Source organism: Pelagimonas sp. (assembly GCF_050633425.1).
In the GTDB taxonomy this organism is placed as follows: Bacteria; Pseudomonadota; Alphaproteobacteria; order Rhodobacterales; family Rhodobacteraceae; genus Pelagimonas.
The window spans coordinates 322,778-346,072 of record NZ_JBOEGM010000004.1; the positions used below are offsets into that span (position 1 = coordinate 322,778).

Sequence of the window (23,295 nt, forward strand, 5' to 3'; positions counted from 1 at the left end):
ACAAGACGTTCCACAAGGTCAGTTTGCCGCACAACTGTGGATGCGCCTAGGGGGAAATCCCGGCCATGGCGCAGATCACTTGCCATTCTGCGTCGGTGACTGGCTGCACAGACAATCTTGAGCTTTTGACCAAGGCCATTTCGGACAATTCGGGGTGGGCTTTGACCTGTTCAAGTGTCACAGGCGTTTTGACCGGCGCCACGGCGCGAATGTCGACACACTCCCAACGATCATCGTCGGTGGTGCTGTCAGGATGGGCCTCGGCGCAGATTTCGACCACACCAACCACGGCTTTTTCTTTTTGCGAATGATAGAAAAATCCGCGGTCGCCTATGGCCATGTCCCGCATGAAATTGCGGGCCTGATAATTGCGCACGCCGTCCCATTCTTCGCCCACATCGCCTTTGGCGACTTGCATGTCCCACGACCATGTGGACGGCTCGGATTTGAACAGCCAGTAGCGCATCAGATCACCTTGTTCCACGCAATCAGTTCGGATGAGGCAAACAGCCCAGCTTTGGTATAGGGATCATGGGCCACCCAATCTTGTGCGGCGGCCATATCGTGCAGGTCCAAAATAACCAGCGATCCACACATTTCGCCGTCATCATCCAAAAGCGGACCGGCTTGGGCAACATTGGTGGCCTTGAGGTATTCCACATGCGCCGGGCGGTGTTCGAGACGAATAGAAAGCGCGCCGGGTTTGTCTTTGGCGATAAAGGCGATGAGCATGGTTATTCTTCCTTAAGTGGGCGGTTGAGCAATTGGGTCATGATCTGATCTACGGTGACGCGCCCAAGGGTCAAGGCGGCCACTGCGCGGCAGATCGGTAAGGACATGCCGGTATCCATTGCGATGCGGTCCATCGCTTGGGCTGTGGCCGCACCTTCGACGGTGACATTTGGATCAAAGGCCTGTTTTCGGCCCAGAGCGAGGCCGAGTTTATAGTTGCGCGACAAATCTGACGTGCAGGTCAGTGCCAAATCACCCAAGCCCGACAGGCCAGCCATTGTTTCGGGTTTCGCCCCGCGCGCGGCTGCAAATCGGGTCATCTCGGCAAAGCCACGGGTCATCAGCGCCGCACGGGCACTATCGCCAAGACCCGCGCCAATCGCTGCGCCACAGGCAATGGCCATGACGTTTTTCAACGCGCCGCCAAGTTCGGCACCAACGGTATCGGTGCTGCGATAGAGACGAAGGGTCGGGGTGGACAGTTGGTGTTGAACATCCTTGCCCACGGCGTCATCACAACAGGCAAGCGTGAGAGCAGTGGGCAGACCGCGCGCAATGTCGGCCGCAAAGCTGGGGCCGGTTAGAATGGCCGAAGTGGCCTCGGGTTTGGCCGATGAAAGAATGCCAACGGGGCCCAGACCTGTGCGCAAATCGACACCTTTGCAACAGGCGACCAGCGCTTTGCCCTCCAAAGACGCCGGGACTCGATTCAACAGGCCCGACAGGCTTTGCATCGGGGTCGAGAACAGCAAGATGTCCTGCGCCAAGGCTTGGTCCAGATCGGCCGTGATGGTGATATTGTCTGGCAACACGTGGTCGGGAAGTCGCGGGCTTTGGCGGGTTTTTTCCAAGGTGGAAACATCCCGCGCCCAAAGAGCCACCGGGCCGTTTTGAGCCAAGGAAATAGCCAACGCCGTGCCGAATGCCCCGGCACCGAGCACAGAAACGCTCATGCTTTGGCCCCCTTTTTGCCTGATCCAAGCAGAGGCGCGGCGTTCTGGTCAAGCGGCCAGCGCGGGCGGGCGGACAATGTCATGTCGTTGATGTGACCTGCGTCAAACAATTCGGACCCAGCATAGGCAATCATCGCGGCATTATCGGTACAAAGCGCCAAGGGCGGCGCAGTAAATGCAAGGCCCGTTTGAGCGCAAACAGTCTCTAATGCGGCCCGAAGCGGCATATTTGCGGCGACGCCGCCAGCAACGGCAAGGGCGGGCTCAGCCGGGTTTTCCTTGAGGTATTCCATGATTGCGCGCCGTGTTTTCTTGGCCAGGACATCGCGGATCGCCGCCTGAAAACCGGCGCAAAGGTCGTTTTGATCTTGGACGGACAAACCGCCTTTTTCTGCGATCAACTGATCGCGCTGACGGAGGAGTGCTGTCTTGAGCCCCGAAAAAGACAGGTCACAGCCGGGCCGATCCAACAAGGGGCGGGGAAAGCGAAAGCGCTTTTCGTCACCCGACTTGGCGGCGGTTTCAACAGACGGGCCACCGGGCTGGGGCAGGCCCAGCAATCGGGCGGTCTTGTCAAAGGCTTCACCGGGCGCATCGTCAATCGTCCCGCCAAGGCGGGTAAATTCCTGAACGCTGCGCACGATCAAAAACTGGCAATGCCCCCCAGAGACCAAGAGCATCAAGTAGGGGTATTGCAGGCCATCCGTTAGGCGCGGGGTCAAGGCATGCCCGGCTAAATGGTTGACGCCAATCAAAGGTTTGCCAAGCCCTGCAGACAGCCCTTTGGCCATCATAACGCCCGACAACACGCCGCCAATCAGCCCCGGTCCGGCGGTGACCGCAATTGCATCGACCTCGCCGAGCGTCACATCTGCCTCGTCCAGAGCCTGTTTGATGGCACCATCCAAGCGTTCGGCATGGGCCCGCGCGGCGATTTCTGGAACGACTCCGCCGAATTGCGCATGCAACTGCGCCTGTCCCAAAACAACTGACGACAACACCGCGCGCCCACGCAAAAGCGCTGCTGCGGTATCGTCACAGCTGCTTTCCAGCCCTAGAATGAGGGGAGATTTCATCGGGTCTTTCCACTGTGTTGTCTGTGTGGGCCGTTGCCTTGTGTGAGGGCAGGGAGTACCACCCACAAAGGCGCGCGACAATCCCGGAGCGAGAATGCGAGACGCTAAGCCCATATTGCTGATGACGCGCCCAACGGCGCGGTCTGAGGCATTTCTTGCTCAGCTGCCGGACCGCTCTGCGTTTACCGCAATCATGTCCCCGGCAATGGGCATAGAGTTTATGGGCGACTTGCCCGACATGACCCGGTTTAAAGGTGTCATTTTCACATCTGTGAATGGCGTAACGGCGTATGCCCGCCAAAATGGCCCGTGTTTGCAGGCGTTTGCAGTGGGTGGCGCGACCGCCTTGGCCGCGCAAGATGCTGGGCTGGCGGTGCAGAGCGCAGACGGGAATGCCGATGATCTGGTGAATTTGCTGACTGAGCAACAGAACCCCGGCCCGTTTTTGCATGTCCGCGGGACGCACAGCACCGGCGATGTGGCCAAACGCCTAACCGACGCCGGGATCGTGACAATTGAAGCGATTTTGTACGATCAGCCGAAATTGCCGCTGTCATCGCAAGCTTGTGATGCTTTGATCGGAGAAATCCCCGTGATCGCGCCGGTTTTTTCGCCCAGAACAGCAGCACTGCTGGCAAAAAATCGCATTAAAGCGCCGCTTCTTGTCGCGGCTATGAGCGAAGCGGTGGTCAAGCCGCTTTTGGGGCTTCATATAACAGAGTTGAAAATTGCAGCACGACCTGAGTCGATTCATATGGCGAATCTGGTCACCGATCTGCTGGAATCGGTACGTGCAAGAGATTATGGGTCCGGGCAATGACCGGGTGTGTTGAAAGGGTGGCGGAACGTGGCAAAGTCCAAAAAAGGCAAAACTGACAACGTGCAGTCAAAAGCCGAAGAGATCGTTGAAGCGGTAGAAACCGAAGCGGAGGCCGTTGTTGATGACACGGTTTCGGATGCGACTGACACGGTCGAAGAGGCCGTTGAGGTTGTAGAAGAGGTCGCATCTGAAGATCCGGTTGAGGATGTCGTCGCAGAGGATGAGCCTGTGGATGCTGATGGCACGCAGGTGGATGAGCCGCTGACCGAGCCTGAGCCAGAATCAGAGATCGAGGCGGAAGACACTGTCGATGAACTCATCGAGGCTGTGGATGACGCGCTGCCAGACGAGGGGCCCACGTCAGAGCCTGACGCAGCTAGTGAACCTCAGGTCATTCGTGAAACCACCATCGAAAAGAAAAGCGGATTTATGTCGACCGCTTTGGGCGGTGTTGTCGCGGCGGCGATTGGTTTTGGCGCGGCACAATTCACCGATGGGCAGCTGCCGTTTATGGGAAAACCAGCGCCAAACCCGTTCGAAGAAGAAGCGCGCGGCGCGCTCACCGCGCAGGGCGAACAGCTTACGACATTGGCCACGCAGGTTGAAACCACCAAGAAGGCCGTCGAGATCATTGATCTGACACCGATCACCAATTCGGTGGCCGGGATCGAAGATAAAATCGCTGGAACCGAGGCGACGCTCAAGGCGATTGGTGATGAGTTGGCTGGGTTTGACAGCCGCCTGACAGCGATTGAAAAAGCGCCGCTTTCTGACGCGGTGTCACCTGAATCAATCGCAGCCTATGAGCGCGAATTGGATGCGCTGCGCAAATCAATCACTGATCAACAAGCCGCTCTTGAAGCGCAAAAAGTTGAAATTCAGTCGATGGCTGCTGATGCGGTTGAGGCCGAGTCAAACGCCGAAGAAAAAGCAAAACTGGCTGCGAGCCGCGCGGCTTTGGCTGAAGTTGTTACCCTGGCTCAGACCGGTAAGCCGTTTGCGGCACCACTTGGCATTTTGAGCGGCAACGGTGTCGCCATTCCCGATGCTCTGAGCACAGCGGCGGCTGATGGTGTCCCAACATTGGCGGCATTGACGTCTGACTTTCCGGGTTTGGCGCGCAAAGCGCTTGACGCTGCTCGCAAAACGGCCACCGGCGAAGACGGCGGCGGCGGACTTGCCGGCTTTTTGCAAACCCAGCTTGGCGCGCGTTCGGTCACACCCAGAGAGGGCGATGACCCCGATGCGGTTTTGTCACGCGCCGAAGCCGCCGTTAAGGCGGGTGATTTAGAAACAGCAACTTCCGAGATCGCCGCGCTGCCCGAAGCAGCTCAGGCGGAACTGGGTGATTGGTTGGCACAGGCCGGGATGCGCAAAGACGCATTGGCGGCGGCGGCCACGCTCGCTCAAGAATTGAACAAACAGTAAGGGTCACGAAAATGCTTTGGTCACTTATCAAAATTATCGTGTTCGCCGGCCTTGTGGCGGCGCTGACCTTTGGTACCGGCTACCTGATGGAGAGCGAAGGCGGCATCATGCTTCAAGTCGCCGGAAAGGAATATACCCTTGGTCCGGTTCTGTCCGTTTTGGCGGCGGTCGTTCTTGTGGTTGTTCTTTATGTTCTCTTTAAACTCGCGGGTTTTCTGGTCGCGCTGTTGCGGTTCATCAACGGCGACGAAACTGCCTTCAGCCGGTATTTTGATCGCAACCGCGAGCGCAAAGGATATCAGGCTTTGTCCGAAGGGATGATGGCGCTGGCATCAGGCGAAGGTCAGTTGGCCATTGCCAAGGCGAAAAAGGCAAACAAATACCTCAATAAACCCGAGCTGACGGATCTTTTGACCGCGCAGGGTGCCGAGATGGTTGGTGATAGCCAAAAGGCAGAGGAAGTTTTCAAACGCCTGCTGAGCAACGAACAAACCCGTTTTGTCGGTGTGCGTGGCCTGATGAAGCAAAAGCTTGAGGCCGGTGACACGGAAACGGCGCTGAAACTTGCTGAGCGTGCATTTGTGATCAAACCCAAGCATGGTGAAGTTGGCGATACATTGCTGCGGCTGCAGGCTGAATCCAAGGATTGGTCCGGCGCGCGCAAAACCCTGTCGACCAAGCTGAAGAATGGCGCCTTGCCGCGTGACGTGTTCAAACGGCGCGATGCTGTTTTGTCCTTGTCCAATGCGATTGAAATCAAGGACAGCGATGAAAGCGCCGCTGCTGCCGAAGCGGCCATTGCTGCGAACAAAGCGTCGCCTGATTTGGTGCCCGCTGCGGCGATGGCTGCGCGTGGTTTCATTGAGCAGGGCCGCAAAGGAAATGCGCTTAAGGTGATCAAGAAAGCTTGGGCTGTGCACCCGCACCCCGATCTCGCTGCGGCCTTTGCCGAAATCGAACCTTCTGAGACACCTGACGCCCGGCTGAAACGGTTTGGTCCTTTGCTGAAAATTCTCCCTGAGGATCGCGAAGCAAAATTGCTGAATGCCGAGCTGCATCTCGCCGCTGAAGATTTTCCTGGTGCACGCCGCGCCATGGGTGATCTGATTGAGGACGATCCAGATGCCCGCGTTTTGGCGATTATGGCGGCGGTTGAGCGAGGCGAAGGCGCGCCTGATGCGGTGGTGCGTGGCTGGTTGGCCAAGGCGGTGACGGCGCCACGTGGTCCGCAATGGGTTTGCGAAAACTGTAACACAATCCACGCCGAATGGGCCCCGCTGTGCACGGGCTGCTCGGCCTTTGACACGCTGACATGGACAAGCCCGCCTCAGTCTGAGGTGGTTCTGCCTGCTGGTGCCGATATGTTGCCGCTGATTGTGGGCGCGCTTGAGGACAAGTCAGAGGAAGAGCCCGGTGACATTATCGTTGCCAATCCTGACAGCGGCGATGCCGCCGTGGAGACCGTCGAGGCAGAGGTGATCGAAGACGCGGTGACCGTCGACGACACAGAGACTGCGGCGCAAAAGTAACCTATATTTCGGGCGGTTAGGCACATGCCCTGCCGCCCGAAATCCACAGGAAACCCCGTTGTGTTTGGTTAAGTTGTGTTTGGATAACGTGACAGCTCAGGAATGTTGATCGCCGTTTAGCCCGCTGCCTGAGATCACCATTTTCGCTTCATAGGATTTGAGCACAGGCCGCGCGGATGCCATCACGGATGCGCGCAGGTGTTGTAAATCTGGCATCACCTCAAACAACGACATTTCGGTCGATGGATCAAAGTTTCGGGCGGTTTCAGGACCGGCCTGATAGCTTTCGCTGTGCAAGCCGTCCCCGGTGATGATCTCGTGTCGGGCAAAGAGCAGGTGGTAATACGCCACCTCACCGCCAGTGGCATGTTTGGTGACCTTGACGCCGTCAACCAAATCGGTGGCCCGTGCCAACACCTCTTTCTCAAAAAACATCAACTGAGTGTTCTGGCTTTTAATGAGTATTCGATGATTGGGTGAAACCAATGTCGCGCGCCGGTTGCCAAACGCACCGGCCGCAATACGGACCGGCGCATTGATCCCCACAGCCTGACGAATAGAACGTCCAACCCAAAGAAGCGGCTGTGGACCGCTGTCATGGGTTTCAACAAGATCGCCGGCTTTCAACAGTTCAATCGGAACACCGCCCCAAGGTGTCTTGATCCGCGTCCCGTGCGTAAAACAGGGCGCGGTTGTGATCAGGTCGACAAACGCGACATCTGTATTGCCGTTGTCGTCTGCGACCGTATAGGTGAAGAAGTTATCACCAACGGTCGAGGCGGACCCGACCAAAACCACCCCTTCGGATGTGACTTCGATGTCTTCGCCAGTGGGCAGGGTGATCGTGTCGCCGACAAAGACCGGTTGGCCGTTGATATGGGTGATCCGAAGTTCTGCGCCTGTAGTGGAAACATCGTTTGTCAGGATGTCGTGGTTGACCTCTTCGCCAATGCGGACATGAATTTCGTCATCCATGGCGACAAGTTCGGTTTGCAATGAATCCGCTGCGATCAAAAGGTTACTGTCAAACTCCGCATCCCCAGAATCTGCGATTCCGATTTTGATAGAGTTGGTTACACCGGGTGTCACCGGCGCCTTGAGGGTTAGAGTGACGGTAAACCCGTCCATTTCGGTATTGTACGTGTCATCGATGGCGGCATTGTCGATATAAAGGTTGGAGTTATCAGCCGCGTTGATTTCATCGATGGAAACTTCGCCTGTTCCAACCGTCAATTCGGCCTGAACCCCGTTGACCCAAATGCCAACGGCGTCATTGTACCCGCTGTCGACGAAATCAAGATACTCCTCTGAGGAGAAGACGATTTGCATCGAAAGCGTGCTGCCCTCGGGTACAAAATCAGCCTCAAAAATGGCGGCGTCAAACGTTGCACCGCCAGCAATTCCATCAAGATCTGCATCGCCAGCGGTTCCATGAATGGTCGTTGTATTATTGAAGATATTTACATCACCAGAACTATTGGTGATGTTGGCGGCGGCCCCCGTTGATAGTATGACACCAGTATCAGAAGGCGTAATCCCCGGAGCGACGCTATCGCCATTGGAATAAACACCAGAGGCCGAAGCGGCCCCGGTATAAGTTGCTGAAACAATCGAGACACCTTCACCAAACATGGTGTTCGCCATATCCATGGCGGTCGCGGAACTGTCGATGGGCAGCTCACTTGCGGTTGGCATCGTGGTTACTCTTTATAAATTGTTCATCCTGAGTGTCGCAAAACCGACTTAAGAATTGGACAACAAACGACACCTGAAAAAGGTGCATTTCAAATACTTGTTCTAGGGCGGAATGCGCTGATATCCATTGTAAAAAAGGGATCTTTAAGGCCGGAGGCGAGAGAACCGCCAAGACGGAATGTTTCGGATAACAGTTAGTGGTTTCCCACTTGTTCTTTGGTGAAAAACCGGTCCAATGGGACGTATCCGAGCGGATTGCAGGACATTGCGATGTTGACCAAGCCAATTGCCTTTCTAAAGAAGATTTGGGCCGCCGCGCCTTTTGCAACCGTGATTTTGATCCTGGCACTGACCGCCAGTTTGGTCTTTGGCGTCAGAACGACGGTTTTTTGGATCAAACGCCCCCCGCTTGCGGAACGGTTTTTACCTGTCGCGGGTTGGATGACCCCCCGGTATATCGCCCGATCTTGGCAAGTGCCGCCTCATGAAATTATGCGGGCTATTCAAGCACCAATGCCGCCCCCCGATGGGCCGATGAGCCTTGCAGAGCTGGCTAAGTTTCGGGGCGTTGATTTGGAGCAAGTCATAGCAGAGGTGGAAGCGGCGATTGCCAAGGTGAAAATCGAGCGCGGTGATCCCGATCCGTTTGCCGCCAAGCCTTCCGAGCAATCGCATGACTGAGACAATTTTCGGGCTCGTGGCGCAATACGGTGTCTACGTGATTTTTGCGTCGGCTTTTCTATCCTGCCTGGCGCTTCCGATCCCGACATCATTGATGATGCTCACTGGCGGGGCGTTTGTGGCATCTGGGGATCTCAGCTTTTGGTCGGTTGGATTTTCGGCCTATCTCGGCGCGGTTTTGGGGGATCAGGCCGGGTATTTTATCGGCCGCACGGGCGGAGCTCCTTTGGTGAGCCGATTGTCTCGGGCCCCGTCGCGTGCGGCGGTTGTGAAACAAGCCCAAGCTCTTGTTGATCGGCGTGGAGGGCTTGGTGTCTTTTTGTCGACATGGGCCCTTGCCCCGCTTGGTCCCTGGGTCAATTTCATCGCTGGGGCGACGGGGTTACAATGGTGGCGGTTCGCGGTCTGGGACGTGCTCGGTGAAACGGTTTGGGTGACGGTCTATGTCGGCCTTGGCTATGTGTTCATGGATCAAGTCGCAACGGTTGCCGAGATCATGGGGGATGTCATTGGCCTTCTGGTGGCATTGGTTCTGGCTTTGGCTGCGGGGATGTGGATTCGGGCTGTGCTCAAGAGCCGACATAAAGCCCGCGCCTAGCAGTGCCGACTCAGTGGGAAAACATTGATTAGGTCAGTTCTTCCCAACCGCGCTAGGGCCGATGGAAAGAGATGGACATTTTGTCTGGCCAAGGAAAAACGGCGCCGGAAAACTTGAGAGCTTGCCGATTTATCAAGGCGCAAACGCTGTAACCCGTTGCGCAAGTTTGTAATACTGCCGCCATAAGAGGGGGAGTGTCTGCAATGATCGACCTGTGGGACGGGTTGTCTCGCGCGTTTTGGCTTGTGGTGACGTTGGATGCTGAACTGGTTGAGATCGCGCTGCGGTCGCTGCAAGTCACGCTCGGCGCGCTGCTGGTGGCATCAGCCCTATCCCTGCCTTTGGCGGCCTTGTTGGCGGTGCGCAGGTTCCGTGCACGTCGGGCGGTGATTGCCATTCTGAACGCGTTGATGGGCCTGCCTCCGGTTGTGGTTGGCCTTGTTGTCTATGTGATGTTGTCGCGCTCAGGGCCGTTTGGAGTCTTGGGTCTGCTCTTTACTCCGACGGCCATGGTCATCGCGCAGGTCATTATCATTGTCCCACTGATTGCGAGCATCGCGCATCAGTCATTGCGTGATCTTTGGGCCGAATACCACGACCTGTTAATTTCGATGAACGTGACGCAGACCCAGAAAATAACCACCTTGCTATGGGATGCGCGCCGCGCGCTTTTGACGGCGTCGCTGGCCGGGTTTGGCCGCGCCATTGGTGAGGTCGGGGCGATTATGATTGTTGGCGGCAATATTGACCATTCGACACGGGTCTTGACCACCGCCATTGCGCTTGAAACCGGCAAGGGGGATTTTGCTTTGGCGCTTGGGCTTGGATTTATCTTGATAGGTCTGGCGGTCTTTGTGAACCTTACGATCCACTGGCTTGGACGCACAGAACGGGAGGGCCGCTGGTGAGCGATTTATTCCCACTTTCGGTCAAAGATGCGTCGACCTCGCGGCGCGGGAAAACCTTAGTTGGGCCGGTTGATCTTGAGCTGGACGGCACGGGGACATGCGTTGTTGTCGGGCCAAACGGCGCGGGCAAGACCACCTTATTGCGACTGTTGCATGGCGCTGCGCGGCTCAATTCCGGCTCAATCACATGGGCCTGTCCCACGGAAGAAGCGCGCCACGAACAAGTGTTTGTTTTTCAGCGCCCCGTGATGCTTCGCCGATCAGTTGAGGAAAACCTGATCTATCCGCTGCGAATGCGCGGGATGCCCAAGGCTGAGGCCCGCGATCAGGCGCAGGCCTGGGCCGAGCGGGTCGGCTTGCAAGACATGCTGCCCCGCTCCGCCCCGGTTTTGTCTGGTGGAGAGCAGCAAAAGCTCGCCTTGGCCCGAGCGCTGATTGTGAAGCCCAAATTGGTGTTTCTGGACGAACCTTGTGCGTCGCTTGACGGGCGCGCAATGCGGGAAATCGAAGATGTGTTGCAAGAGGTACGTGGATCTGGGACTCGGCTTATTATGTCTACACATGACATGGGACAAGCCAGACGTTTGGCAGATAGCGTAGTGTTTATGTTCAAGGGGCGTGTCCATGAACATAGCGCCTCGCAGAGGTTTTTTACTGCGCCTGAAACATCTCAGGCGATGGCGTTCCTAAGAGGGGATATTGTGGAATGAAACGAGTGTTTGCGACCTTGGCCGCCGTATTTATCGGGACCACAGCTTGTGCTGACGACGTTATCAAAATGGCCGTCACCACGTCTTTTAACAATTCGGGTCTTGCCGATGTTCTGTTGCCGGAAATCCAAAAAGATTTGGGTCTCGAGCTTCAGCTTTTGGTGGTCGGGACTGGTCAAGCGCTCAAGCTTGGGCGGGCCGGTGATGTGGATGCCATTTTGGTTCACAGTCGCAAAGCCGAGGATGCGTTTCTGGCTGAGGGATATGGAACCCATCGCCGAGAGATCATGTACAACGATTTTGTTTTCATTGGCCCAAAGGATGATCCTGCGGTGATCAAAGGTGTGCCAACGGCGGTCAATGCCCTGCAAAATATCGCTGAGGTCAGCGCCCTGTTTGTAAGTCGTGGCGATGACAGCGGCACCCACAAAAAGGAGCTAAGCCTTTGGGGGTCTGCTGAGCTGAATGCCGATGAATTTGGTGCTTGGTATAGGGCTGTTGGGGCCGGAATGGGCGCGTCTCTGAATACGGCTGCCGGAATGGGGGCTTATATCATGTCGGACCGGGCCAGTTGGCTGAATTTTGGCAACAAAGGTGATCTTGAGCTGCTGTATTCCGGTGACCCGGTCTTGTTCAATCAATACGCCTATCTTCCGGTGAACCCGGAAAAGCACGGCCATGTTAAGGCTGATTTGGCCGCCAAGGTCGAAGGTTGGCTGGTGTCAGACAAGGCCGAAAACCTGATCAACACCTATAAAATCAACGGCGAAACGCTGTTTGTTTTTAACGCCAAATAGTCAGCTTCGCCATGATTGGGCGGTCGGCGATCTAATGTTCGTCGATCGACCCATGTATGGCAAATTGCTCAAGCCCGGCATCTTGTTGTTCGATCACGCGAAAAGCTTCGTTCACGCCGGCTTCGGTCAGTTCCCGCGAAACGGTTAGCAATGTGTTGGGCGGATGATCTTCGCTCAACTCACGCATATGGGCCAGTTCTTCGGACGCCACCGGGCGCGCGGCCTCGATAGAGGGGGCACCGTAATAGGTGACAAAATGCTGAGCGAGAATGTCGGTCAACTGCGCGAGCTCGGCCTCGGTGATCTCCGTCACGGCGACAAAGGTCACACGCCCAGCCGTTTCCAACCCGAACCAGCCATTGGCAAACGCCTGACGGGCTTTGCCGGTTAGGTCTGCCTCGGACCAGTTGGAAAATTCAAACCCACCTGGGATACACCATTCGCCGGTTCGTGCCGGGGAATGAAAGACCCGTTGGTCGGATTCGTCAAAATGGATCGCACGGGCGAGTTTCATGAGGCGTTCTCCAACAAACGTGTAAGGGGGATCAAATGGGTATCGGCGTCATCGCGCAAGAGCATGCCGAAATCTTCGTCGACACCCAGAAAAGTACCTGTGTGACCATCTTGCGCGGCGTCTTCTCCGACGCCATGGGCCAACCCGCGCCATTCGGCATGAAGCGGACGTGTGCCCTCTTCTTCCCAGCGGGAAATCCAGTTGAGCGTGTGACGCGACCAAGCCTCAAGAAGGGCCGGGGCCTGAACGTCGGCGCAACCTTCGGAGTAGAGCGCCGTTTGATCGGGATGATCGCCGGGCGTATCACTTTGCGGCCAAAGTGGCAGGGTAAAGCCCACGACCAGCCATTCGGGAATGGCGTCGGGGGCGTCATCCGAGGCCATGGTCCGAAACGCGCCGCATGAGGCCCCGTTGACCTGGATACCGCCGGCCCATTCCAAATGCACCGCGACTTCGGGCGGAGCCAAAGCACCAAGCGCGTTTTGGAACCCAATCCCGCACAGTGGCAACATGGCCATGGCTTTGCGCAATGGCACTTCGGGGGCAAAAACAAGGGCTGCTTCAAGCGTGCTGTTGCCCAAATGGTAACAGATCAACCCAGCGTCACAGCCCATGATTGCGCGCTGGCATGCAGTTTCAAACGCATCGCTGTCGCAGGCTTCGCCCGACAAAAGCGGTGGGAATTGCAGCTCTGCTTCCGTCATGCTTTGTCCCAAGCGACCAGGGCGTTGGCGATGTCGTTAAACGATCGGGCCTGAGCGCTGTCCGGGGCGCTTACGGTGATGGGCGCGCCGCCGTCTGCTGCAAGGCGAATGTCGAGGTGCAAAGGCACCTCTGCCAACAAGGGAACCCCCAGTTTCGCCGCCTCTGCCGCCACTCCGCCATGGCCAAAGACATGCTCTTCGTGACCGCATTTTGAACAGACATGCGTCGACATGTTTTCAATCATTCCGATGATGGGAACGTTTAATTGTTTAAACATATCAATACCTTTGCGGGCATCAATCAAGGCGACGTCCTGCGGTGTCGACACCACAATCGCGCCGTCGATATGGGCCTTTTGGGCAAGGGTCATTTGCACATCACCGGTGCCGGGGGGCAGGTCAACAATCAGCACATCCAAAGCGCCCCATTGCACCTGTGTCAGCATTTGCTGCAAAGCCCCCATCAACATCGGCCCCCGCCAGACAACCGCCTGATCGTCGTTGGTCATCAAGCCAATCGACATCATCGTCACGCCGTGATTGCGCATTGGCAAGATAGTCTTGCCATCCGGCGAAGAGGGGCGCCCGCTTACCCCAAGCATCCGGGGCTGACTGGGGCCATACACGTCGGCATCCAGCAGGCCAACTTTGCGACCCTGCGCCGCCAAGGCACAGGCCAGGTTGGCCGAAACGGTGGATTTGCCAACGCCGCCCTTGCCCGAGGCAACTGCGATTATTCGCGCCACACCTGGCACACGCTGGGGGCCGGATGGTTCGGCCGGTTTGGACGGTTTCAGATCCGGCGGCGCGGCGTTGGAATGGCCGGTCAAAACAATCGAAACGCTGTCGACACCTTCCAACGCTTTGATGCGTTTTTCGGCGTCGGCCTGCACCGGTTCATACAGTTTGGCATGTTCCGGCGCGATTTCGATGACAAAGCGCACAATGCCATCGCCAACATTCAGCGCCCGCATCGCGCCACTGGTGACAATATCACTTCCCGCGACGGGATCAGTGATGGATTTCAGAACCTCAAGAACGGCTTCTCTGTTTGCCACGGATCAATCCTGCCCTTTGGTTTCGCCAGAAAGCGACCCGGTGACCTCATGGGTCATGTCCAGCTCTTCGATGGTGACAACGGCTTTGACGGCATAGGTTTTTCCAGTGCTATCAGCGTCGCGCAACGCGTCTTGGATTGCCTGTTGGGAGGTCACCCCAACCTGCTTGAGAAACTTGCGCATGGACATGTTGAAATCGTCGCTCATTGTCTACTCCTATCGGACCCGTTGACGGATCATCCCACACCTGCCTACCTTATAGGCATGCATAGGGTTTTGTTCATATTGATGTTGCTTGCGCTGCCGCTGGGTGCGGCAGCAGAAGATCGTTTGGTTCGGTTGTATGCGCCTGACGGCTTGGTGGAAACCGGCTTGTTCAAGCACATCTTGCCGCGCTTTTCGCTGAAAACCCAGATCAAGGTTGAGCTCGTTGCCGGTGCCGATAAGGCGGATATGGAATTTGGCCGCAAGGGCCGCGTTTTGGTTCAGGGTGCGGGACAGCTTTGGCATATCCAGCGCCGCCGCGAAGGGCATAATGGCACGGATCGCTTGGCGAAATGGCTGCATTCCGATGTGGGCCTGCGCACGATCACCGGATTTGCCCCCGATGGTGCTGCCCTCTTTACTTTGCCGCCCGAAGAGATCGACGAGGTTGAAGACCTGTCGCTGAGCGGTGACGTGGTTTTGGGGCTCAGCCTGTCGAAAACAAAATGTGCGCGATGCCATGCGGTTGATGATGCCACGCGGCTGACCACAATTGGATCGACACCAAGCTTTTTTGTGCTGCGCAGCCTGTCTGATTGGCAGGAGCGGTTTGCGACCTTCTACGATCTCAACCCCCATCCCGCTTTTACCCAAGTTGCTGATTTGACGGACCCTTTTCCAGACGATCGACCGTCGCCAATCGTCCCCGTCTTGATGACGATTGACGAAATTTCGGCGATTTTGGCCTATGTGTCGGGGCTTCAGGCCGCTGATTTGGGAAGTCCTTTGGTGCATCAATAGGGCCTTAGTGGTCACGCCGTTTTGACAGGTAATCTTCGGTCATGCGTGGCTTGGGCCGATCCTTGCCAGCAAAGGGATTATCCGTTGAATGGAACTGAGCACTGACACGGCAATCGTCGCACATCTGGATCATCTTGAGCGCCTCAGGGCGCTGGAACATGCTGTGAGATTCGAGCTTGTCGGTGATCTTCTCGATGGTGGATTTCACCCCAAACAGCGACCCGCATTCGATGCAGGCAAAGGGCTCCTCCTCGTTCAGAACCTGCTGCGTCAATGCTGCTTCGGTCAGGTCCAGTTGCGGTAGGTAGCTGATCGCGTTTTCTGGGCAGACATGGGAACACAGCCCGCATTGCAAACAGGCGTCTTCTTGGAACCGCAGCTGTGGCAGATCAGGATTGTCACCCAAGGCCCCCGACGGACACAGCGACACACAAGACAGACACAGTGTGCAACTGTCTGTGTCGACCACCACCGCACCATAGGGGGCGTTTTCCGGCAATGGCAGCGTTTCTGACGATGGGTTCAGCGCGCGTGCTGCTTGTCTGGTGATTTGACGCCGGGTGCCCATTGGACGAACCGGAGAGGCCACAGAACGTGGGGCAACTTCGGCATATAGGCTCTCGGACATGGCATCAGGGTCGGTTGTGTCGAGCAAAGAAACACTGCCCGCGCCGCCGATCGCCAAAGCCAGGCTGATCTGCGTTTCCAGTGCAGCCGTGTCGGTTGCTGGCCCCGGCAAGAGCGTGACCGAGGCAAAACCTGCCGCTAGGGCGGCCACCGCTTCGGCATGGCCAAAGAGGTTCAGCGCAGGGACTTCCATCGGGATCACATCAGCAGGAAGGCCGCGTCCGTGACGTGCTGACAGTTGCACCATTTCGGCCCCATGGGCATCGCTGACCAAAAGGCGCGGCGCGGTTCCGCCAGCTTCGAGATATGCTTTGGCCAAGGTCTGAACCCGCTGCATGGTCAGATCGACAGGCGGGGCGTCATAGGAGATGGCCCCGGATGGGCAAGCCGCCGAACAGGCCCCGCAACCGGCGCAAACCATCGGGTCAATGCTGACATGGTCTCCGGCTGGGGAAATTGCGCCGGTCGGACACAGGTCAAGGCAATTTGTACAGCCGGTTTGTTCAGCGCGTGAATGGGCACAAAGCAGAGGCTCGGCTTTGACATACATGGGTTTTTCGAAGGTCCCGACCATGTGAGAGGCGGCCAGGATCGCCGCCGAAACTGAGGGCGCATGGCTCGGGTCGGCGCGCAGATATCCGTCGCGCTTTTCCGGTGCAGGGAACAGCGGAGTGTCCCCCGTCAAATCCAGTAAGATATCGCATTGCGTCCGCCCACCGTCGCGCGGTTCAGAGAGACCTGGCCCGCGACCACCCGGCTGAGGTATTTGCAGCGCGTCTATTGTCAGGTCAAATTGTCCAAAAGCGCCATTTGCCATGCGCAAATGCCCGACAACCACATCAAAATCGGCCGTATCGGGTAGCTCATCGCTGCTGGTCAATAGAACTGTAACGCTCAGATATTCCTTGAGCTTTTCAGCCACAGGGAGAGTGACCGACGCCTGACCCGTAATCAGACACAGCCCCTCAGAGACCACGTCTCGGGTCTTGGCGGGGGCCGCAGGAAGCAGGGCCTCGGCGATGAGGGCGGACATTTTGGGTAGTTTGGATGCGGTATCTTCGCTCCATCCGGCCCGATCACGCAGGTCGAGGAGTGGGGCATCAGGCAGGCCCGTTTCTTCGGCCAAGGCCTCAAAAACCCGGGCCTCCTGGGTGCAACAAATAATTGCGTCGCCAGCTTCTAACGCTGCCGCCGCGCGGTCAATTTGGGTGGTGCACAGCGTTGAACATGGTTTGGAGACGTCCAAACCGGTTGATTGGCGCAACCCTTCAATGTCCAACTGCATGCTTCCCATACAATCACACGTAATCAGTGACTTAGACATGTTTTCTCCACCGTTTTTTGGGCAACAACCGGCCCAAAATATCCCCCGTCCGAGCCAGATCGTAGGCATGATTCGATGCCCTCGACAACCGATTTTCTGTGTGCGGTGGCTTTGTAAGATGCCTGTTTCCTGGGCGATTCGATTGGGTGATTCGCCAAAAAATGGCCGTGTTGAGTTTCAGATGATTTTTGTCGGATTAGACAATTCGTCCAACTTGCAGTTCGGGGCCATGCACCCCTACCCAAATTGACCCTGAATACCAAAGAATACCGTTTTCAACCAATCAGCACTTTGAACAACGGCTGGTGTAACGCAAGGTTAGGTCAACGGGAGGACTTCTGGGTTGATCCACAATCCTAAAATGTATTGGACGATGCCTCTGGGGATCGTTCTTCGAAAGACGCCGGGCGTGACGCGCTGGGTTCCTTGGGTGTGGAAAGCTGTTGCGGTGTTGCCGGGCGCTGGCCCTGCTGATTTCCGTGAGATGCGCCGCGAAGGTGAATCCATCGAATATCACGCTGCAACTCTGACGCTGGAACTTCATGGTGCGGAGACCGAAGCCTATCTGCACGGGCTGACGGCCCAGGTTCCAAGCATCTATGTTGTCATGCGTGACGGCGAGGGGGACTGCCCGCTTGATATGCTGCTGGCGACGGCCTCGCCCTATGAGGCGCAGGATTACACCGACAGTGGTGAAGAACTGGTCGAAAAGGTGCCGATGCCTGCCGGGCTTGAGTCTTGGGTGCGCGATTTCGTTGAAGAATTCCACGAGGACGAGGTGTTTATCAAACGTCGCCGGGACAAAAAACGCACCGATTTGGTCGAGGATGGCATCGGTGATGCGCGGATTACGCAGGTCGCGGATGTCTACCGGTCGCCGACGGGCCGCAAGAAAGCGAGGCTGCAATGATGGATTTGTGGTCCCGCCGAAAGGCCGCTGTTGAAGCGGAAGCCGAGGCAGAAGTCAAAGCCGAAGAGGCTGCGGTTCAGGCCGACGTTGAGGCGGTTCAAGCCGAGAAAACCGACGAGGAGCTTTTGCAGGAGCTGGGCCTGCCCGATCCTGACAGCCTTGCTGAGGGTGATGATTTCAAAGCCTTTATGGGCAAGGCGATACCGGCCCGTCTGAAAACACGCGCGCTGCGTCGGCTTTGGACGGTGAACCCATTGCTCGCCAATGTTGACGGGCTGGTGGACTATGGCGAAGACTTCACCGACGCAGCTATGTGTATTGAGAACATGCAAAGCGCCTATCAGATCGGCAAGGGCATGACCGCCCATGTGGAGGAGCTGGCACGCCAAGCGGAAGAGGAAGAGGCCGCCTCAGAGGAGGTCGATGCCGTTGCTGAGGTGGAAGCCGAAGACCCTCGGATCAACTCTGTCCGTCCGCCCGAACCGCAAGACAAAGAAGCAGTGCTGGCATTTGCCGCGCAAGCCGCCGAAGATGAAGCACCGTATGAACCCGAATGGGAAGACGGTGCCGAGGATGCGGTAGAGGCTCCGACACCGGGATCACGCCGCATGACATTCACATTTGACGACCAGAGGACAGGATGACCGCAGCCGTGGACACCACCCAGATTGCTACAGAAGATCGGCTGCGCGCCGACCTTTATAACTTTGTCGGTTTGATCCTTTCGGGTCCGCCGGACGAAATGCTGCTGGCCCAAACCGCCAGCCTAAGCGGAGATGACAGCGACTTGGGACGTGCCATCAGCACGCTGGCCAAAGTCGCCAAGATCACCAAACCCAAAGCGGTAGAGAGCGAGTATAACAAGCTGTTTATCGGATTGGGGCGGGGCGAGTTGCTGCCTTATGCGTCGTATTATCTGACTGGGTTTTTGAACGAAAAACCGCTGGCTCAGCTGCGCAAGGATATGGTCGCACGCGGTTTGGAACGGGCGCAAAACGTGTTTGAACCCGAAGACAACATCGCCAGTCTCATGGAAATGATGGGTGCGCTGGTTGTGGGCCGTTTTGGCACACCGGCGACGCTCGAGGATCAAAAAACCTTTTTCAATCGGCATATCGGCCCGTGGGCATCGCATTTCTTTGCGGATCTCGAAGGGGCCAAGAATTCGATTTTCTATGCATCGGTCGGCACAGTTGGCCGGGCGTTCATGGAGATTGAAGCCGAAGGCTTTCGTTTGAGTAGTGAGTAATCAGCCCGACGTGCGGGCAATTCGAGTGGCGGGTCACCGTCAGAACACATCAAGGGGGGAGTTCCCAAGATGACAAAAGAAACCAAAGCTTCGCGCCGCGATTTCTTGAAGATGGCCGGAACAACGGCGCCGGTTGCGGCGCTGGCTGTTGCAGCCGGAACAGGCGAAGCCGAAGCGGCCGAACCTGATTTGGCATCGAACAAGATGCAGGACACGGCGCATACCCGCGCCTATTTCGACAGCGCTCGTTTCTGAACCTGTCTTAACACCGACTGCGCCCGGCCCACCCGGACGTGATCACCCCGCCTTTCGGCAACTGGTTGCGTGACGCCCGACTGTCCGAGAGATCATTCGCAATACCAAGCAAGCAGGGGCGAAACCCCATGCAAGCAAGGGAGAGAGAAACATGCTTAGGAAAAAGACCAACGGGGTTGCGCGACGCCCCCAGCGGACCAGTATCCTGTCTGAAGCGGCAAACGCTTCGGTAGACCGCCGTGCCTTTTTGCGCGGGTCCGGTCTGGCGATTGGCGGCTTGGCCGCGATTGCAGCCACCGGCGGTACAGTACAGCAGGCTTCGGCCGCGACTGCAGCGACCGGTTCGGTGGAAATCAAGAAATCCATCTGCACGCATTGTTCAGTTGGCTGTACTGTTGTGGCAGAGGTGTCCAACGGCGTTTGGGTTGGGCAAGAGCCCGGCTGGGACAGCCCGTTCAACCTTGGCGCTCATTGTGCCAAAGGGGCCTCGGTGCGTGAACACGCCCACGGTGAACGCCGCCTGAAATACCCTATGAAAAAAGAGGGTGGAGAGTGGAAGCGCATCAGCTGGGAACAGGCGATTAATGAGATCGGCGACGGCATGATGAACATCCGGGAAGAAAGTGGCCCGGATAGCGTTTATTGGCTGGGTTCGGCCAAGCACTCCAACGAACAAGCCTATTTGTTCCGCAAGTTTGCTGCCTATTGGGGCACCAACAACGTGGACCATCAGGCGCGTATTTGTCACTCAACCACAGTTGCCGGTGTTGCGAACACCTGGGGCTATGGTGCGATGACGAACTCGTACAATGACATCCACAATTCCAAAGCGATCTTTATCATTGGTGGTAACCCAGCCGAAGCGCACCCCGTTTCGCTGCTCCACGTTTTGAAGGCGAAAGAGCAAAACAACGCTCCGTTGATCGTTTGTGACCCACGTTTCACCCGCACAGCGGCTCATGCGGACGAATACGTTCGCTTCCGTCCCGGTACGGATGTGGCGTTGATCTGGGGCATTTTGTGGCACATGTTCGAAAACGGTTGGGAGGACAAAGAGTTCATCCGCACCCGTGTTTGGGGCATGGATCAGATCAAAGAAGAAGTGGCCAAGTGGACACCTGAAGAAGTCGAACGTGTCACAGGCACGCCCGGTTCTCAGCTGAAACGCGTTGCCCGTACCATGGCAAACAACCGTCCCGGCACCGTGATCTGGTGTATGGGTGGTACACAGCACACCAACGGCAACAACAACACCCGTGCATATTGCGTGCTTCAGCTGGCGCTGGGCAACATGGGCGCATCGGGTGGTGGTACCAACATCTTCCGCGGCCATGACAACGTTCAGGGTGCAACCGACCTTGGTGTTCTGAGCCACACTTTGCCGGGCTATTATGGCCTGTCCAAAGGCGCTTGGGCCCATTGGGCGCGCGTTTGGGAAGAAGACGCCGAATGGCTGGGCAATCAGTTTGCCACAACCACGGGTGCCGACGGCAAGGATAAGTCGCTTCAGAACCTCACCGGTATTCCGGTGTCACGCTGGATTGACGGTGTTCTTGAAGACCCGGAAAACATGGACAACCCGGACAAAGTCCGTGCCATGGTTCTTTGGGGTCACGCGCCGAACTCTCAGACACGCGGGCCGGAAATGAAAACGGCAATGGAAAAGCTGGATATGTTGGTCGTCATTGACCCATTCCCAACTGTTTCCGCTGTTTTGCATGACCGCACCGATGGCTGTTATCTGCTGCCGGCTGCGACGCAGTTCGAGACATATGGCTCGGTCACCGCGTCCAACCGGTCGTTCCAGTGGCGCGAAAAGATCATGGACCCGCTCTTTGAATCAAAAACAGACCATGAAATCATTGGCCTGTTCTCAAAGAAATTCGGCTTCCATGATCGGATCTTCCGCAACATTGCGATTGAAGAAGATGGCATCACGCCAAATGTCGAAGACACGCTGCGTGAAATCAACCGCGGCATGTGGACCATTGGCTATACCGGCCAGTCGCCCGAACGTCTCAAACTGCACATGGCCAACCAGCACACGTTCGACAGAACCACGCTTCAAGCGATTGGTGGTCCGGCGGATGGCGATTACTATGGTCTGCCATGGCCGTGCTGGGGCACCGCAGAAATGGGTCACCCTGGTACGCCGAACCTCTATGATATGTCCAAGCCGGTTTCTGAAGGTGGTCTCACCTTCCGGGCGCGCTTTGGCGTTGAGCGGGATGGCGACAACCTGTTGGCCGATGGTGTCTATAGTGTGAATTCCGAAATCCAGGACGGCTATCCTGAATTCACCATGCAGATGCTGATGGATCTGGGTTGGGACGGTGATCTTACCGACGAAGAGCGCGCCTCGATCGAGGGTGTTGCCGGTGCCAAGACCAACTGGAAAACCGACCTTTCGGGTGGTATCCAACGCGTCGCGATCAAGCACGAATGTGCGCCGTTCGGGAACGCTAAGGCCCGTGCTGTAGTGTGGACATTCCCGGATCCGGTTCCTGTGCACCGCGAACCTTTGTACACACCGCGTCGCGATCTGGTTGCGGATTACCCGACATACGAAGACCGCAAGTTCTATCGCTTGCCGACAATGTATGCGTCGATCCAAAAGAACGACTTCTCCAAAGACTTCCCAATCATTTTGACCTCTGGTCGCTTGGTTGAATACGAAGGCGGCGGTGAAGAAACCCGTTCGAACCCATGGCTGGCTGAGCTTCAGCAAGACATGTTCGTCGAGATCAACCCACGTGACGCCAACAACCTTGGCATCCGCGAGGGCTCTCAGGTTTGGGTCGAAGGCCCAGAAGGCGGCAAGGTCAAAGTCATGGCGATGATCACCGAACGGGTCGGCGAAGGCGTTGCCTTTATGCCGTTCCACTTTGGCGGTCATTACCAAGGTGCGGATTTAAGGGATAAATATCCCGATGGCGCTGATCCCTATGTATTGGGTGAAAGCTGTAACACCGCGCAGACTTACGGGTACGACTCGGTCACTCAGATGCAGGAGACAAAATGTACTCTCTGCAAAATCTCAGCAGCTTAAGGAGACCCAGATATGGCACGATCTAAGTTCCTATGTGACGCCGAACGCTGCATTGAGTGCAACGCCTGCGTTACCGCATGTAAGAACGAGCACGAAGTTCCTTGGGGGATCAACCGCCGCCGCGTGGTAACCCTCAATGACGGTAAAGCCGGTGAGCGTTCTATCTCGGTGGCCTGTATGCATTGTTCGGACGCGCCCTGTATGGCCGTTTGTCCAGTGGATTGCTTCTACCAAAACGAAGAAGGTGTGGTTCTGCACTCCAAGGACCTGTGCATCGGTTGTGGTTATTGCTTCTACGCCTGCCCATTTGGCGCGCCGCAATATCCACAGGCTGGCAACTTTGGCAGCCGCGGCAAGATGGACAAATGTACCTTCTGTGCTGGCGGTCCTGAGGAAAACCACTCGACTGCGGAATTCGCCAAATACGGTCGTAACCGTATTGCCGAAGGCAAACTGCCGATCTGCGCAGAGATGTGTTCTACCAAGGCCCTGTTGGCGGGGGATGGCGACGTTGTGTCGGCGATCTACCGTGAACGTGTGGTTGCACGCGGCTTTGGCGCGGGCGCTTGGGGTTGGGGCACTGCCTACGAGCAAAAAGGCGGCTGACGCTTTGGGTGGGCGGGGGATCCTCGCCCATCAACCAATCACGCGGGTCGGCCCTGTATCCCTTCGG

General features: G+C 56.8%; 25 protein-coding genes. 15 read left to right on the top strand and 10 right to left on the bottom strand.

From position 1 onward, the window contains the following. Positions 1-46: 46 nt before the first annotated feature. Genes ACRBB0_RS03495 through tsaD form a run of 4 tightly spaced genes read right to left on the bottom strand, consistent with a single transcriptional unit; the run spans position 47 to position 2,761 of the window. Complete coding sequence (locus tag ACRBB0_RS03495) at positions 47-466, bottom strand: EVE domain-containing protein (protein WP_431373009.1); 420 nt, start codon at positions 464-466, stop codon at positions 47-49. Then, entirely contained in the window at positions 466-732 is a 267-nt protein-coding gene (locus tag ACRBB0_RS03500) for a YciI family protein (protein ID WP_431373010.1), read from the bottom strand. Before ACRBB0_RS03500 ends, ACRBB0_RS03495 begins: the two co-directional genes overlap by 1 nt. Before the next feature lie 2 nt (positions 733-734). Next, a complete protein-coding gene (locus ACRBB0_RS03505) occupies positions 735-1,685 on the bottom strand; it encodes an NAD(P)H-dependent glycerol-3-phosphate dehydrogenase (protein ID WP_431373011.1) in 951 nt (316 codons plus the stop codon). Further along, a complete protein-coding gene (gene tsaD / locus ACRBB0_RS03510; RefSeq protein ID WP_431373012.1) occupies positions 1,682-2,761 on the bottom strand; it encodes a tRNA (adenosine(37)-N6)-threonylcarbamoyltransferase complex transferase subunit TsaD in 1,080 nt (359 codons plus the stop codon). The genes ACRBB0_RS03505 and tsaD overlap by 4 nt, the downstream gene beginning before the upstream one ends. A 94-nt stretch (positions 2,762-2,855) precedes the next feature. Here tsaD and ACRBB0_RS03515 point away from each other — a divergent pair, with 94 nt between their 5' ends. The 3 genes from ACRBB0_RS03515 to ACRBB0_RS03525 are packed head-to-tail and all read left to right on the top strand — an operon-like array spanning position 2,856 to position 6,538. Beyond that, on the top strand, positions 2,856-3,581 hold the full coding sequence (locus tag ACRBB0_RS03515) for a uroporphyrinogen-III synthase (protein WP_431373013.1): 726 nt from the start codon (positions 2,856-2,858) through the stop codon (positions 3,579-3,581). 27 nt (positions 3,582-3,608) lie between these two features. Next, entirely contained in the window at positions 3,609-5,009 is a 1,401-nt protein-coding gene (locus ACRBB0_RS03520; RefSeq protein ID WP_431373014.1) for a mitofilin family membrane protein, read from the top strand. A gap of 11 nt (positions 5,010-5,020) precedes the next feature. Continuing rightward, positions 5,021-6,538, top strand: a complete 1,518-nt coding sequence (locus ACRBB0_RS03525; protein ID WP_431373015.1) for a heme biosynthesis protein HemY — start codon at positions 5,021-5,023, stop codon at positions 6,536-6,538. Between the two features lie 96 nt (positions 6,539-6,634). Here the strand turns inward: ACRBB0_RS03525 and ACRBB0_RS03530 are convergent, their stop codons facing one another. After that, a complete protein-coding gene (locus ACRBB0_RS03530) occupies positions 6,635-8,233 on the bottom strand; it encodes a choice-of-anchor L domain-containing protein (RefSeq protein WP_431373016.1) in 1,599 nt (532 codons plus the stop codon). 270 nt (positions 8,234-8,503) lie between these two features. Here ACRBB0_RS03530 and ACRBB0_RS03535 point away from each other — a divergent pair, with 270 nt between their 5' ends. The 5 genes from ACRBB0_RS03535 to ACRBB0_RS03555 all read left to right on the top strand — a co-directional run bounded on the left by ACRBB0_RS03535 (position 8,504) and on the right by ACRBB0_RS03555 (position 11,927). After that, entirely contained in the window at positions 8,504-8,914 is a 411-nt protein-coding gene (locus ACRBB0_RS03535; RefSeq protein WP_431373017.1) for a hypothetical protein, read from the top strand. Then, entirely contained in the window at positions 8,907-9,512 is a 606-nt protein-coding gene (locus ACRBB0_RS03540) for a DedA family protein (protein ID WP_431373018.1), read from the top strand. The genes ACRBB0_RS03535 and ACRBB0_RS03540 overlap by 8 nt, the downstream gene beginning before the upstream one ends. A gap of 203 nt (positions 9,513-9,715) precedes the next feature. Then, entirely contained in the window at positions 9,716-10,420 is a 705-nt protein-coding gene (locus tag ACRBB0_RS03545) for an ABC transporter permease (protein ID WP_431373019.1), read from the top strand. Continuing rightward, complete coding sequence (locus ACRBB0_RS03550) at positions 10,417-11,130, top strand: ATP-binding cassette domain-containing protein (RefSeq protein WP_431373020.1); 714 nt, start codon at positions 10,417-10,419, stop codon at positions 11,128-11,130. The genes ACRBB0_RS03545 and ACRBB0_RS03550 overlap by 4 nt, the downstream gene beginning before the upstream one ends. Then, a complete protein-coding gene (locus ACRBB0_RS03555; protein WP_431373021.1) occupies positions 11,127-11,927 on the top strand; it encodes a substrate-binding domain-containing protein in 801 nt (266 codons plus the stop codon). Before ACRBB0_RS03550 ends, ACRBB0_RS03555 begins: the two co-directional genes overlap by 4 nt. 31 nt (positions 11,928-11,958) lie before the next feature. Here the strand turns inward: ACRBB0_RS03555 and ACRBB0_RS03560 are convergent, their stop codons facing one another. Genes ACRBB0_RS03560 through ACRBB0_RS03575 form a run of 4 tightly spaced genes read right to left on the bottom strand, consistent with a single transcriptional unit; the run spans position 11,959 to position 14,410 of the window. Further along, positions 11,959-12,441: a DUF6505 family protein gene (locus tag ACRBB0_RS03560; RefSeq protein WP_431373022.1), complete on the bottom strand. Its 483-nt coding sequence runs from the start codon at positions 12,439-12,441 to the stop codon at positions 11,959-11,961. Then, on the bottom strand, positions 12,438-13,145 hold the full coding sequence (locus ACRBB0_RS03565) for a DUF4444 domain-containing protein (RefSeq protein ID WP_431373023.1): 708 nt from the start codon (positions 13,143-13,145) through the stop codon (positions 12,438-12,440). The genes ACRBB0_RS03560 and ACRBB0_RS03565 overlap by 4 nt, the downstream gene beginning before the upstream one ends. Then, the gene (locus ACRBB0_RS03570; RefSeq protein ID WP_431373024.1) at positions 13,142-14,203 is read right to left on the bottom strand and encodes an Mrp/NBP35 family ATP-binding protein; all 1,062 of its coding nucleotides are present in this window, start codon (positions 14,201-14,203) and stop codon (positions 13,142-13,144) included. Before ACRBB0_RS03570 ends, ACRBB0_RS03565 begins: the two co-directional genes overlap by 4 nt. Positions 14,204-14,206: 3 nt before the next feature. Further along, positions 14,207-14,410 (bottom strand): DUF6494 family protein, encoded by a 204-nt coding sequence (locus tag ACRBB0_RS03575; RefSeq protein WP_431373025.1) that lies wholly within the window; start codon positions 14,408-14,410, stop codon positions 14,207-14,209. Between the two features lie 81 nt (positions 14,411-14,491). Here ACRBB0_RS03575 and ACRBB0_RS03580 point away from each other — a divergent pair, with 81 nt between their 5' ends. Beyond that, a complete protein-coding gene (locus ACRBB0_RS03580) occupies positions 14,492-15,208 on the top strand; it encodes a hypothetical protein (RefSeq protein WP_431373229.1) in 717 nt (238 codons plus the stop codon). A 4-nt stretch (positions 15,209-15,212) separates the two neighbouring features. Here ACRBB0_RS03580 and ACRBB0_RS03585 read toward each other — a convergent pair whose 3' ends face one another. Then, positions 15,213-17,159: a 4Fe-4S binding protein gene (locus ACRBB0_RS03585; RefSeq protein WP_431373026.1), complete on the bottom strand. Its 1,947-nt coding sequence runs from the start codon at positions 17,157-17,159 to the stop codon at positions 15,213-15,215. Between the two features lie 373 nt (positions 17,160-17,532). Between ACRBB0_RS03585 and ACRBB0_RS03590 the strand changes: the two genes are divergently transcribed. The 6 genes from ACRBB0_RS03590 to fdh3B all read left to right on the top strand — a co-directional run bounded on the left by ACRBB0_RS03590 (position 17,533) and on the right by fdh3B (position 23,228). Then, a complete protein-coding gene (locus ACRBB0_RS03590) occupies positions 17,533-18,069 on the top strand; it encodes a DUF3305 domain-containing protein (RefSeq protein WP_431373230.1) in 537 nt (178 codons plus the stop codon). Continuing rightward, positions 18,066-18,713: a DUF3306 domain-containing protein gene (locus ACRBB0_RS03595; protein ID WP_431373027.1), complete on the top strand. Its 648-nt coding sequence runs from the start codon at positions 18,066-18,068 to the stop codon at positions 18,711-18,713. Before ACRBB0_RS03590 ends, ACRBB0_RS03595 begins: the two co-directional genes overlap by 4 nt. Continuing rightward, positions 18,710-19,318, top strand: a complete 609-nt coding sequence (locus ACRBB0_RS03600) for a TorD/DmsD family molecular chaperone (protein ID WP_431373028.1) — start codon at positions 18,710-18,712, stop codon at positions 19,316-19,318. The genes ACRBB0_RS03595 and ACRBB0_RS03600 overlap by 4 nt, the downstream gene beginning before the upstream one ends. Before the next feature lie 69 nt (positions 19,319-19,387). Beyond that, positions 19,388-19,573, top strand: a complete 186-nt coding sequence (locus ACRBB0_RS03605; protein ID WP_431373029.1) for a twin-arginine translocation signal domain-containing protein — start codon at positions 19,388-19,390, stop codon at positions 19,571-19,573. Between the two features lie 151 nt (positions 19,574-19,724). Then, positions 19,725-22,622, top strand: coding sequence for a formate dehydrogenase subunit alpha (locus ACRBB0_RS03610; protein WP_431373030.1), 2,898 nt, complete (start codon positions 19,725-19,727; stop codon positions 22,620-22,622). A 12-nt stretch (positions 22,623-22,634) separates the two neighbouring features. Next, the gene (fdh3B, locus tag ACRBB0_RS03615) at positions 22,635-23,228 is read left to right on the top strand and encodes a formate dehydrogenase FDH3 subunit beta (protein ID WP_431373031.1); all 594 of its coding nucleotides are present in this window, start codon (positions 22,635-22,637) and stop codon (positions 23,226-23,228) included. Positions 23,229-23,295 lie beyond the last annotated feature (67 nt).

Bases quoted from the DNA above. Each gene is read 5' to 3' on its own strand.
- ACRBB0_RS03495 (WP_431373009.1), bottom strand. From the start codon at position 466: ATGCGCTACTGGCTGTTCAAATCCGAGCCGTCCACATGGTCGTGGGAC.
- ACRBB0_RS03500 (WP_431373010.1), bottom strand. From the start codon at position 732: ATGCTCATCGCCTTTATCGCCAAAGACAAACCCGGCGCGCTTTCTATT.
- ACRBB0_RS03505 (WP_431373011.1), bottom strand. From the start codon at position 1,685: ATGAGCGTTTCTGTGCTCGGTGCCGGGGCATTCGGCACGGCGTTGGCT.
- tsaD (WP_431373012.1), bottom strand. From the start codon at position 2,761: ATGAAATCTCCCCTCATTCTAGGGCTGGAAAGCAGCTGTGACGATACC.
- ACRBB0_RS03515 (WP_431373013.1), top strand. From the start codon at position 2,856: ATGCGAGACGCTAAGCCCATATTGCTGATGACGCGCCCAACGGCGCGG.
- ACRBB0_RS03525 (WP_431373015.1), top strand. From the start codon at position 5,021: ATGCTTTGGTCACTTATCAAAATTATCGTGTTCGCCGGCCTTGTGGCG.
- ACRBB0_RS03530 (WP_431373016.1), bottom strand. From the start codon at position 8,233: ATGCCAACCGCAAGTGAGCTGCCCATCGACAGTTCCGCGACCGCCATG.
- ACRBB0_RS03535 (WP_431373017.1), top strand. From the start codon at position 8,504: ATGTTGACCAAGCCAATTGCCTTTCTAAAGAAGATTTGGGCCGCCGCG.
- ACRBB0_RS03540 (WP_431373018.1), top strand. From the start codon at position 8,907: ATGACTGAGACAATTTTCGGGCTCGTGGCGCAATACGGTGTCTACGTG.
- ACRBB0_RS03545 (WP_431373019.1), top strand. From the start codon at position 9,716: ATGATCGACCTGTGGGACGGGTTGTCTCGCGCGTTTTGGCTTGTGGTG.
- ACRBB0_RS03555 (WP_431373021.1), top strand. From the start codon at position 11,127: ATGAAACGAGTGTTTGCGACCTTGGCCGCCGTATTTATCGGGACCACA.
- ACRBB0_RS03560 (WP_431373022.1), bottom strand. From the start codon at position 12,441: ATGAAACTCGCCCGTGCGATCCATTTTGACGAATCCGACCAACGGGTC.
- ACRBB0_RS03565 (WP_431373023.1), bottom strand. From the start codon at position 13,145: ATGACGGAAGCAGAGCTGCAATTCCCACCGCTTTTGTCGGGCGAAGCC.
- ACRBB0_RS03575 (WP_431373025.1), bottom strand. From the start codon at position 14,410: ATGAGCGACGATTTCAACATGTCCATGCGCAAGTTTCTCAAGCAGGTT.
- ACRBB0_RS03580 (WP_431373229.1), top strand. From the start codon at position 14,492: ATGTTGCTTGCGCTGCCGCTGGGTGCGGCAGCAGAAGATCGTTTGGTT.
- ACRBB0_RS03585 (WP_431373026.1), bottom strand. From the start codon at position 17,159: ATGTCTAAGTCACTGATTACGTGTGATTGTATGGGAAGCATGCAGTTG.
- ACRBB0_RS03590 (WP_431373230.1), top strand. From the start codon at position 17,533: ATGCCTCTGGGGATCGTTCTTCGAAAGACGCCGGGCGTGACGCGCTGG.
- ACRBB0_RS03595 (WP_431373027.1), top strand. From the start codon at position 18,066: ATGATGGATTTGTGGTCCCGCCGAAAGGCCGCTGTTGAAGCGGAAGCC.
- ACRBB0_RS03600 (WP_431373028.1), top strand. From the start codon at position 18,710: ATGACCGCAGCCGTGGACACCACCCAGATTGCTACAGAAGATCGGCTG.
- ACRBB0_RS03605 (WP_431373029.1), top strand. From the start codon at position 19,388: ATGACAAAAGAAACCAAAGCTTCGCGCCGCGATTTCTTGAAGATGGCC.
- ACRBB0_RS03610 (WP_431373030.1), top strand. From the start codon at position 19,725: ATGCTTAGGAAAAAGACCAACGGGGTTGCGCGACGCCCCCAGCGGACC.
- fdh3B (WP_431373031.1), top strand. From the start codon at position 22,635: ATGGCACGATCTAAGTTCCTATGTGACGCCGAACGCTGCATTGAGTGC.